This window comes from Haematobacter missouriensis (assembly GCF_000740775.1).
GTDB classification, from domain to species: domain Bacteria; phylum Pseudomonadota; class Alphaproteobacteria; order Rhodobacterales; family Rhodobacteraceae; genus Haematobacter; species Haematobacter missouriensis.
Window position 1 is genome coordinate 1 of the sequence record NZ_JFGS01000122.1, and the last position, 419, is coordinate 419.

General features: G+C 65.6%; 1 pseudogene. It reads right to left on the minus strand.

Annotated elements, in window-relative coordinates:
- Positions 1 to 404, minus strand: a pseudogene (locus CG51_RS18920) (flagellar biosynthesis protein FliA); the annotation flags it as partial.
- Positions 405 to 419 lie beyond the last annotated feature (15 nt).

A 419-nucleotide genomic window follows, 5' to 3' on the forward strand; every position in this document is an offset into this window, starting at 1 on the left:
TCCTCGCCGGTTAGGGCGGCGGCCACGCGGCGGCGATCCTCGATCGGCTGAGGCAGACGCTGCGTGTGAGCGATTTCCCGTTCGATGGGCGCGCGGCCTGATGGATCTCTGACCAACCCGGTTTCGGCAAGCCTCGCGCGTAGGGTCGCGCCCGCATTTTCTGCGATCTCGGCGACCACTGTCTCGGTCAGGCCGAAAAGGTCTGCCGTCTCCGCGATCGTAGCGCTGTCGAGGTGGAGCCGATAGAGAACGCGGCGTTCGACCGACGGAAGATCGGCGATTGCCCGGTGCAGCACCATGGCGATCTTATGCCGATCCGCTTGGCTCTCGGGGTCTGTGCCGCCGTCGTCGGCGAGGAGGTCCTCCAGCATCAGCACTTCGTCGGGCTGGTAGAACTCGAACATCGCCTGATCCGCCTC